The 9915-nt window shown below is 63.3% G+C and carries 8 protein-coding genes; all 8 read right to left on the reverse strand.

Annotated features, from left to right (window positions below):
- Positions 1–238 precede the first annotated feature (238 nt).
- Positions 239–2089 (reverse strand): PEP-utilizing enzyme, encoded by a 1851-nt coding sequence (locus AC16XC_RS04735; RefSeq protein ID WP_484033493.1) that lies wholly within the window; start codon positions 2087–2089, stop codon positions 239–241.
- Between the two features lie 307 nt (positions 2090–2396).
- The gene (locus AC16XC_RS04740; RefSeq protein ID WP_484033494.1) at positions 2397–3356 is read right to left on the reverse strand and encodes a helix-turn-helix domain-containing protein; all 960 of its coding nucleotides are present in this window, start codon (positions 3354–3356) and stop codon (positions 2397–2399) included.
- 41 nt (positions 3357–3397) lie between these two features.
- Positions 3398–4240 carry a beta-etherase gene (locus AC16XC_RS04745; protein ID WP_484033495.1) on the reverse strand — a complete coding sequence of 281 codons (843 nt, stop codon included), beginning with the start codon at positions 4238–4240 and terminating at the stop codon, positions 3398–3400.
- Between the two features lie 71 nt (positions 4241–4311).
- Positions 4312–5058 carry a 3'(2'),5'-bisphosphate nucleotidase CysQ gene (locus AC16XC_RS04750; protein ID WP_484033496.1) on the reverse strand — a complete coding sequence of 249 codons (747 nt, stop codon included), beginning with the start codon at positions 5056–5058 and terminating at the stop codon, positions 4312–4314.
- Positions 5055–6959, reverse strand: coding sequence for a sulfate adenylyltransferase subunit CysN (gene cysN / locus AC16XC_RS04755; RefSeq protein WP_484033497.1), 1905 nt, complete (start codon positions 6957–6959; stop codon positions 5055–5057). Before cysN ends, AC16XC_RS04750 begins: the two co-directional genes overlap by 4 nt.
- 110 nt (positions 6960–7069) lie before the next feature.
- Positions 7070–7981, reverse strand: a complete 912-nt coding sequence (gene cysD, locus AC16XC_RS04760; RefSeq protein WP_484033498.1) for a sulfate adenylyltransferase subunit CysD — start codon at positions 7979–7981, stop codon at positions 7070–7072.
- 90 nt (positions 7982–8071) lie between these two features.
- The gene (locus AC16XC_RS04765) at positions 8072–8845 is read right to left on the reverse strand and encodes an enoyl-CoA hydratase-related protein (RefSeq protein WP_484033499.1); all 774 of its coding nucleotides are present in this window, start codon (positions 8843–8845) and stop codon (positions 8072–8074) included.
- The coding region (locus AC16XC_RS04770; RefSeq protein ID WP_484033500.1) for an enoyl-CoA hydratase/isomerase family protein at positions 8842–9915 on the reverse strand (1074 nt) is incomplete at its 5' end. The genes AC16XC_RS04770 and AC16XC_RS04765, both read right to left, overlap by 4 nt.

The raw sequence follows: 9915 nt of genomic DNA on the forward strand, positions 1-9915 counted from the left end.
TTCGCCAAGGCTGCCGCCCTTGCCGCCAACGGTCGGACGGTCGGCGATCCCGACCTCGCCGAACCAGGCGATGGAAGCAGTGCTCACCCGATCCTCCCCTGGGAGGGGAGGTGGCAAGCGCCGCAGGCGCTCGACGGAGGGGTGTCCCCCTCACGATACGGCGAAACCCCTCCGTCAGCCGCTGCGCGGCTGCCACCTCCCCCCATGGGGGAGGACCGATTGAACGCCGCTCGCACCATCACGCTTCCTCGAGGACCGGCTCTTCCTCAAGGATGGTCACGATCCCGCGGCCGCCATCGACGCGGATGCGCTGGCCGTCCTTGATCCTCTGGGTCGCCTTTCCGGTCCCGACCACGGCCGGGAGGCCGTATTCGCGCGCGACGATCGCCATATGGCTCATCGACCCGCCGATATCGGACACCGCCGCGCTTATCTTCTGGAAGATCGGCGCCCAGGTCGGGTTGGTGACCTGGCAGACGAGGATGTCGCCCTGCTGCAGGCGGCCGATTTCCTCGACCGACTTGACCACCCGCGCCGTTCCCTCGACAACTCCATGGCAGGCCGCGAAGCCCTTGAGTTCGTTGGAATCTTCCTCGTCGTCGGCTGCCAGCCAGGTGTCGAGGTTTTCGCGGGTAATACCCCACAGCATCACGATCGCCGGGTCGTCGATATGATCGGGCACCGCCCCGAGCGCAGGAGGCGTCGAATGCTTGGTCCATTCGGCAATCGCCGCCTTGCGTTCGGCAACGATCGCCGGCCAGTGCCTGGGACCGCGCGGCTCAGCGCCGATCCCCCAGCCGAGCATCAGGTCGATGATCGCGCTTTCAAGCTCGTATTGCGTGAGGTGGAACACGTCGTCCTCGCGGCCGTCGGGGCCGAAGAAGCCTCTCCCGGCCAGCAATGAACCGAATTCGCGGATCTTGTTGAAGAACAAATTGGTATACCAGTGCTCGCAGTAAAATTTGTGCCCCTCGACATAGGGGAACACGCGATGGGCGAGGCCGATCAGCTGGTCATAGGTCGCCCTGTCTTCTTCGGTGTCGAGCAGTTCGCGATAATCCGCTACCAGCTGTTCGCGCTCAGCGATCAATTGTTCGGTCGGGCGTTCGATATTGGTGCCCGCCTTGATCTTCTCGATATAGCCGGGGAGCGCCGCGAACGGCAGCGAGAGGTCGTCGTTCCAGCTGCGGTGATAGTGATAGAAACCGTCGCCCGAGCTGACATTGAACCACGGGTTGCGGCTGGTCTCGAGCTCGTCGAGCCAGGCCTTGCCGGAATTGCCCAGTGCGTCGAGATCGGCCAGCACCTGGTCGATATCCATCCCGTCGGTAAAGTGCCGGTCGACATCGAGCTCGATCGCCCGGCGGGCAAGCCGCTTGACCTCTTCGTCCGGGCGGAAGATCTCCGCTTCCATCCCCGCGACCATCCGGCTGATCGCCTGGTCGCTGATCTCGGGGAAGGCCTTCTTGCAGAAATCGAAGAAGGTCATGTAGGCGCCATAGCCGAGCAGCAGGAACTCGAAATGGTGGTGCCACATCCGGTGGTAGCCCTCGACCTGCTTCTGGTAGATGTCGAGCAGGTTGTGGTTGGAGGCCACGCCCTTGCCCGAGTGCACGGTCTCGAGCGGTTCGTAATCGGGCAGTTCGGGCCTGGGCAGTGCCTGCGCATCGGCGATCAGCGCCTTCATCTTGTCCTTCCACTGGTCGTAAAGCCGCTCCCAGTGCTCGTAATAATAGAAGGCGCGCTGCTGGAATTCCCCAATGCGCTCCTCGATCTCGGCCGGATCGGTCACCGCGACGCCGCCGATATAGACGCGCCCGTTGATGATCCGGTGGTCGATCCCCTTGGCGGTGGGGAGGACGTGAACGCGGGTGTTGAAGGCGCCCAGCGCGACATAGGCGGCTTCGGCCGTGATCATGTCGAAATGATGCATCGGCTCGGGGAAATGCATCGAGTTGTAGAACCAGAATTTCTGGTCATCCTCGGGCACGAACTGGGTGTAGTAGGGATATGCGCTCTGGGCGGCTTCCGTTCCCGGCACCACCTTGAGCGAACTGGGGAGGGGGAACCCCTTCTTCTCTTCGGACATGTCTCTCACCTGGTACAATTCTTGGCATGCTTCTTATGGCAGCTTCTGTGCGGGCGCGGCGAGTCATTTTCAAGCCGAAGACAATCAGGCCACCGCCCGCCATGCTCGCCAACGCGTTTTGAGCCTGGCAGCCGGTGGCCTAATCACGATCCCGAAAGGCCCATTGGCATCTTTCGCATGCTAAGTATCTCCCTGGATCAAGAAATCCTGAAGGATTTGGACGCACGGCGAATGGGACAAATGCGCAAGCGCGATTGTCCGACATGGGCTGGAATACCGCCCGGAACCCTCCTGCCCGGCAACCGGCCTAACTCATCCCGCGCCATGCTCGCGGGGTGGCATCGAAGCGCTTGCGGAACTGCCGGGTGAAATAGCCGGGATCGAGAAAGCCGCAGCGAAACGCGATCTCGCCAACCGACAGCGATCGGGTCGCGGATTCAGTCAGCATCTCGCTTGCCCGGTCGAGCCTGACCGCCGTCAGTTCGCGCACGAAGCTGGTGCCGGCATTGGCCAACAGGCTCTGGAGATAGCGTTTCGAGATGTTGAGCTCTCGCGCGACGCGATCGGGACTCAGTTCCGGATCACCATATTCTCTTTCGATCCTCGCCATGACCTGTTGAACCAGCCGGGCAGTGTGCTGGATTGCCGGCTCCTCTTCGAGCCCGATGGCCAGCGTCAGCAAAGCGCCCAATTGTTCGGCGATGAGCGGCCTTGGCACCGGGTAGTCGCCCTGTTCCACGGTGATGGTTTCCATCAGGCTTGCAAGCGGCGGCGCCCAACCCTTGCGCATGCTTATCGGCTTGCCGATCCTGCTCCCGATCGAAGGCAGGTGGCGCTCGATCCAGTGAAGCGGCATGATCAGGTCGATCGCCTCATGCGGGGTCTTCATGTCGAGCACATAATGCCGCGAATTGTCGATCAGGATGGCTTCGCCCGGCCGCACTTTCACGGTTGCATCACCCAGCGCTACGTCGATCGTTCCGCGCAATGCATGGATAAGATGGATCAGGTGATCCGAACTGCGCGGTCCCACCGGCGGTGCGAGATGGACGACCCGCTGGGCCGGGGCCTGCAACCTGATCAACCTAACCTGGCCGACACCCCGGTTGAGCAGGCGCGCCGTGAAACTGCCCGGTTCATGGACCGTGACCTCGACCGGGGTGCCCTGGCGTTCGGCGAAATAGTTGCGCCAGTTCTCGACCGCGACTTCGCGTTCGAGTCCTTCGGACGACCATTCCGTTATCGGTTGCTGGGGCGTTTTTGTCATGACAGGAGCGCTACGCTCCCGTCCAATTGGTGGCAAGCGGGTTAGCCCTGCTTCATGCCCTCGGTGATCCGCTGCGTCTCGGCCTGGGTCGAGGCCGGGCCGGTGTTGCGCTTATGGATTCCGCCCTGGCCCTGCGGCATGAACAGCGCCGGATCGCCTTCGCGCTGCTTGAGCCCGAACAGGGGGAACAGGCCGGGATGGCGGCCCAAGCCGTCATACATGTCGAGCAGGCTGTCGATCCACGGGCGCAACGGGTCGTCATCGGCGAGGACGGGCGAGGTCTTGCACACCGAGGCGGTGAACAGGATCGAGCCGAGGATTCGGTAATCGGCGTAGTTTGGCGTGTGCCCGCCGAGATATTTGGTCTCGCGCAAGGCGATCCGGAGCGGTTCGAGCGCGGCGGAGATCCCCGCCAGCCGATCTTCCCAGCCGGCCTGCATCTCCTCCAGCGTCATGCCGAGCATCTTCTCGCGCGAATGGGTGATGTATTCGTGGTCCTCAGGGTTGGCGAGGTCGCGGTAATTGACGCAGAAGCAGCGCATCCACGGACCGGTGGCCGCGCCCCAGAACCAGGCATCGAGCGCGCGAGTGACCGATGCCACGCTCTCATGCGGGATCAGCATCGGGCGCGCCGGGTATTCGGCGTCGAGATATTCGACGATCCCCCAGCTATCGAGCACCCATTTGCCGTCGTCGACGATCGCCGGCAGGCGCTCGGTCTTGCCGCCGGTACGCTCCATGATCCTGGTGAAGCCGCCGGGCACCACATCGAGGTCGAAGCCCTTGTGCTTGAGGGCATATTTGGTCGCCCAGACGAACGGGCTGATGGTCGCGCCGGTCGACAGGGCGAGGTCGTAGAATGTGATCGTGTTGTTCTTGGCCAAGGAGGCTCTCCTGGATGTTCTTGTTCTTTACTAAGAGGGCGAGGGGCTCTTGAACACTGACTTATCGCAATTCAGGCGAGTTCCGCTACCGCCTTGAGCACCGGATCGGCCCATTCCTCGCGGCAGATCAGGAGGTCGGGAAGATAGGTGTCGCGCTGGTTGTAGACCAGCGGACCGCCGTCGATCCGCGAGCAATGGAGGCCATGCGCACGCGCGACCGCGACCGGGGCGCAGCTGTCCCATTCATACTGGCCGCCCGAATGAAGGTAGATGTCGGCTTCCCCGCGGATCACCGCCATCGCCTTGGCTCCGGCCGAACCCATCGGGACAAGTTCTCCGCCGAGCCTGTCCGCGACCGCGACCGCCTCCGCGGCGGGGCGGGTGCGGCTGACCACGAGCCGGGGCGGGCCGAGATGGCTGTCGAGTTCCACCGGCTGGTCTGACCTGAACACCACCCCGCTGTCGAGCCCCGGCAGGGCAACCGCGCCAATTTCGGCAACGCCGCCCACCGCCAGCCCGACATGGACCGCCCAATCGCTGCGCTCCTCGCCATATTCGCGGGTCCCGTCGACCGGATCGATGATCCACACGCGCTTCTCGTCGAGCCGGCTAAGCGTGTCGCGGCTTTCCTCGGACAGCAATCCGTCATCGGGGCGGTGGGCCTTGAGAGCCTCGACCAGGAACCTGTTCGAAACCTCGTCGCCGGCAGTGCCCAGCGCTTTTCCTTCGAACATGCCCGAAGCGCGGACTTCGAGGAGGATTCGCCCCGCCGCCTGTGCGAGCCGGGCTGCAAGCTCAGCGTCGCTCCAATCGCTCACGGGATCAGCTGCTTGATGATCAGGTCGGCCGCCTCTTCGGCATCGACTGCGGTGGTGTCGATGCGGATTTCCGGCTTCTCCGGCTCTTCATAAGGGCTGTCGATCCCGGTGAAATTCTTGAGCTCGCCTGCCCGCGCCTTCTTGTAGAGGCCCTTCACGTCGCGCGCTTCGGCCACTTCGAGCGGGGTATCGATATGGACCTCGATGAATTCGCCGTCGGGCAGCATGTCGCGCACCATCTGCCGCTCGGCGCGGAAGGGCGAGATGAAGGCGGTGATCACGATCAGCCCGGCATCCGCCATCAGCTTGGCAACCTCGCCCACCCGGCGGATATTCTCGATCCGGTCGGCCTCGGTGAAGCCCAGATCCTTGTTCAATCCATGGCGGACATTGTCGCCGTCGAGCAGGAAGGTGTGCCGGTTCATCCGGTGGAGCTTCTTCTCGACGATATTGGCGATGGTCGACTTGCCCGAGCCGGACAGCCCGGTGAACCACAGTACCGCCGGCCTCTGGTTCTTGAGTTTGGCATGTTCCTCGCGGCTGATTTCGAGCGCCTGCCAGTGGACGTTCTGCGCCCGGCGCAGGCTGAAATTGATCATTCCAGCCGCGACCGTGGCGTTGGTGAGCTTGTCGATCAGGATGAACCCGCCCAGCTGGCGCGAATCCTCGTAGCGCTCGAAGGTGATGTCGCGGTCGGTGGTGACCTCGCAAATCCCGATCGAGTTGAGTTCGAGCGTCTTGGCCGCAAGGTGCTCCATCGTATTGACGTTGATCTCGAATTTCGGCTCGGCGACCGTGGCGGTGACGGTCTGGGTCGCAAGCTTGAGCCAATAGCCCCGGCCCGGGATCAGCTTCTCGTCGCTCATCCACACGATCGAGGCTTCGAACTGGTCGGCGGTCTGGGGAGGATCGTCGGCGATCGCGATCACGTCGCCGCGGCTGCAATCGACCTCGTCCTCCAGCGTCAGCGTGACCGATTGCCCGGCCACCGCGCGCTCGAGATCGCCGTCCTGCGTCACGATCGTCCGGATCGTGCTGGTCTTGCCCGAAGGGACGATCCGCACCTTCATGCCCGGTGCAATCTCGCCCGATGCGATCAGTCCGGCAAAGCCGCGGAAGTCGAGATTGGGCCGGTTGACCCACTGCACCGGCATCCGGAAGCTGCGCGCCTGGGCGGCGGTGTTGGCAATCTCGACCGTTTCGAGATGGTGGATCAGGCTCGGGCCTTTGTACCACGGCGTGTTGGCCGACGGCGCATCGGTGATGTTGTCGCCCGCGATTCCCGAGATCGGGATCGGGGTGAAGGTCTCGATCCCGATACCCTGGGCAAATTCCTTGTAATCATCGACGATGTTTTCGAACTGCTCGCGGTCGTAATCGACGAGGTCCATCTTGTTCACCGCCAGCACGATGTGCCGGATGCCAAGGAGATGCGCGATATAGGAATGGCGGCGGGTCTGCGGCAGCACGCCCTTGCGCGCATCGATCAGGATCACCGCGAGGTCGGCGGTCGAGGCCCCGGTGACCATGTTGCGGGTATATTGTTCGTGCCCTGGCGTGTCGGCGACGATGAATTTGCGCTTCTCGGTCGAGAAAAAGCGATAGGCGACGTCGATCGTGATGCCCTGTTCGCGCTCGGCCGCGAGTCCGTCGACCAGCAGCGCGAAATCGATCTCTTCGCCCCTGGTGCCGACCCGCTTGCTGTCGGCTTCGAGCGCGGCCAGCTGGTCTTCGAAGATCATCTTCGAATCGTAGAGCAGCCGCCCGATCAGGGTCGATTTGCCGTCGTCGACACTGCCGCAGGTGATGAAGCGCAGCAGCCCCTTGTTCTGGTGCAAGTCGAGATAGGCCTCGATATCCTCGGCGATGAGGGCGTCGGTCTGGTAGGACAACTCATCCATAATTCGTCATTCCCGCGAAAGCGGGAATCCCGCTTTCACTGCACAAGAGCCATCAGCCCCCGCCTGCGCGGGGGTTGACGCTTCGGAAAGCTTCGCTGTTCCGTGACGCGTCAAAAATACCCCTCCTGCTTCTTCTTCTCCATCGACGCGTCGCCGGAATCCTTGTCGATCACCCGGCCCTGGCGTTCGCTGGTGGTGGTGAGGAGCATTTCCTGGACCACTTCGGGCAGGGTCGCGGCCTTGCTTTCGACCGCGCCGGTCAGCGGAAAACAGCCCAAAGTGCGGAAGCGGATCGAGCGCATCGTCGTTGCGGGGGCCTTGCCCAGGACCCGTTCGAGCCGCTCGGGATCGTCGGCCATGAACAGCTGGCCGTCCATCTCGTAGGTCGGGCGTTCGGCGGCCATGTAAAGCGGGACGATCTCGATCCCCTCCTTCATGATATATTGCCAGATATCAAGCTCGGTCCAGTTCGAGAGCGGGAACACCCGGATACTTTCGCCCTTGGCCTTGCGGGCATTGTAGAGGTTCCACAATTCGGGGCGCTGGTTCTTGGGATCCCAGCCATGGCTGGCCGTGCGGAACGAGAAGATCCGTTCCTTTGCGCGGCTCTTTTCCTCGTCGCGCCGCGCGCCGCCGAAGGCCGCATCGAAACCATACAGGTCGAGCGCCTTCTTCAACCCCTCGGTCTTCCACATGTCGGTGTGGAGCGGGCCATGGTCGAACGGGTTGATCCCGCGCTCTTCCGCTTCGGGATTCTGGTAGACTAGCAGTTCCATCCCGGCATCCCTGGCCGCCTTGTCGCGCAGGGCATACATGTCCTTAAACTTCCAGGTCGTATCGACATGGAGCAGCGGGAAGGGCGGCGGCGAGGGGAAGAAGGCCTTCCGCGCCAGGTGCAGCATGACGGCGCTGTCCTTGCCGACCGAATAGAGCATCACCGGCTTCTGCGTCTCGGCCACGACCTCGCGCATGATGTGGATGCTTTCGGCCTCGAGCCGGTCGAGATGGGTCAGCTTCTGCATAATAGACCGCGCATCTGCCTCTTAAGCCTGCCCGGGGCAAGGGTCTGACGGGGCAGAATTTCTTTGCCTGTGGGAAGCTGGGCGAAGGTATTACCGGCCGGTAAATTTTCCCGGCCGCTTCTCGGCGAAGGCGGCCATGCCTTCCTTCTGGTCTTCGGTGCCAAACAGCCCGGTGAACAGCCGCCGCTCGAACAGGATTCCTTGAGCGAGACTGGTCTCCAATGCGGCATTGACCATTTCCTTGCATGCGATCGCCGCCAGCGGCGGCATGGCCGCAATCTTGCTGGCGGTGGTGAGTGCCGTGTCGAGCAGGTCAGCAGTGGGCACCGCCTTGGCGACAAGGCCGGCGTGTTCGGCTTCCGCCGCATCCATCATCCGCCCGGTGAGGCACATTTCCATCGCCTTGGCCTTGCCGATCGCCCGGGTAAGGCGCTGCGATCCGCCCATCCCCGGGGTGATGCCGAGCGTGATCTCGGGCTGGCCGAATTTCGCACTGTCGGCCGCGATGATGAAATCGGCCATCATCGCCAGTTCGCACCCGCCGCCCAGCGCATAGCCCGATACCGCGGCGATCCACGGCTTGCGGGTGGCGGTGATCAGGTCGTAGCCGGCAAACAGGTCGCCCGCATACATGTCGGCAAAGCCCTTGTCGGCCATCTCCTTGATATCGGCCCCGGCGGCGAAGGCCTTCTCGCTTCCAGTCAGCACCAGGCAGCGCTGGCTGTCGTCCGCCTCGTAGGCGGCGAAGGCGGCGATCAGGTCCGCCAGCACCTGGCTGTTGAGCGCGTTGAGCGCATCGGGCCGGTTGAGCGTGACCAGCGTCACCGCATCGCGCTGTTCGACAAGGATGGTCTGGAAAGTCATAGCGGGGTCCATTCCTGGTCAGGCGGCAAGGGCGCGAACAGCGCGTCCAGCTTCGCTTCGCTTATGCCCTCAGGCATCGCGGGATTCCAGTGCGGCGCGTTGTCCTTGTCGACCAGCACCGCGCGTACGCCTTCGGCGAAATCGGGTTCCATGATCATCCGGCTGGCGAGGCGGTATTCGATCCGCATTTCCTCGGCGAAATCCGTGATCGAATGCGCCTCGGCGATCTGCCGCAAGGCGACTTTGCAGGTCAGCGGGCTCTTCGTTTGCAGTGTCCTGAGTTCCTTCAGGGCCCAGTCGGACGCATCGGACGCGAGGGAGGACAGAATGTCCTCAAACTGATCGGAGGCAAACAGGTGATTGATCCGGTCTGCGTTCGTCGCGAGGCGGGGAACCGGTGATATTTCGGACATATTGTCCAATATAGTCTCGATTGAAGCCGGATCGGCAATAATCTGCGCCTTTGCTTCCGCCAGCATCCCGCGCGGCAAATAATGCGTTGCGAGGCCCGCCCAGAGGCACTCGGCACCGTCGAGCCGCGCGCCGGTCAGCGCGAGGAACGGCCCCAGCCGTCCGGGCAGCCGCGCGAGATACCAGCCCGCCCCGACATCGGGGAACAGCCCGATCGCGGCCTCGGGCATCGCGAAAAGCGTATCCCCGGTCGCCACGCGATAGCGGCAGGGCAGGGCAATCCCGACCCCGCCGCCCATGGTGACCCCGTCCATGAAGCAGGCGACCGGCTTGGGATAGGTGAACAGCAAATGGTTGAGCCGGTATTCGGCGTGGAAGAAGGCGCGGCCCGCCGCGCCGCCATCCTCGAGCACCGAACGGCGCACCTCCGCGACATCGCCCCCGGCGCAGAAGCCGCGGCCCTCGGCATGGTCAAGGATGACCAGCTCGACATCCAGATCGTCGCGCCATTCGAGCAGCACACGCGTCATTTCCTCGACCATTTCGAGGTTGAGCGCGTGCAGGGCCTTAGGCCGGTTGAGCGAAAGATGCCCGACCGCGCCGTGCCGGTGGTGATGGACCCAATCGCTCACTAGGTGCAGGATACCCGTTCGATCACC

This window comes from Candidatus Andeanibacterium sp. (assembly GCF_057143545.1).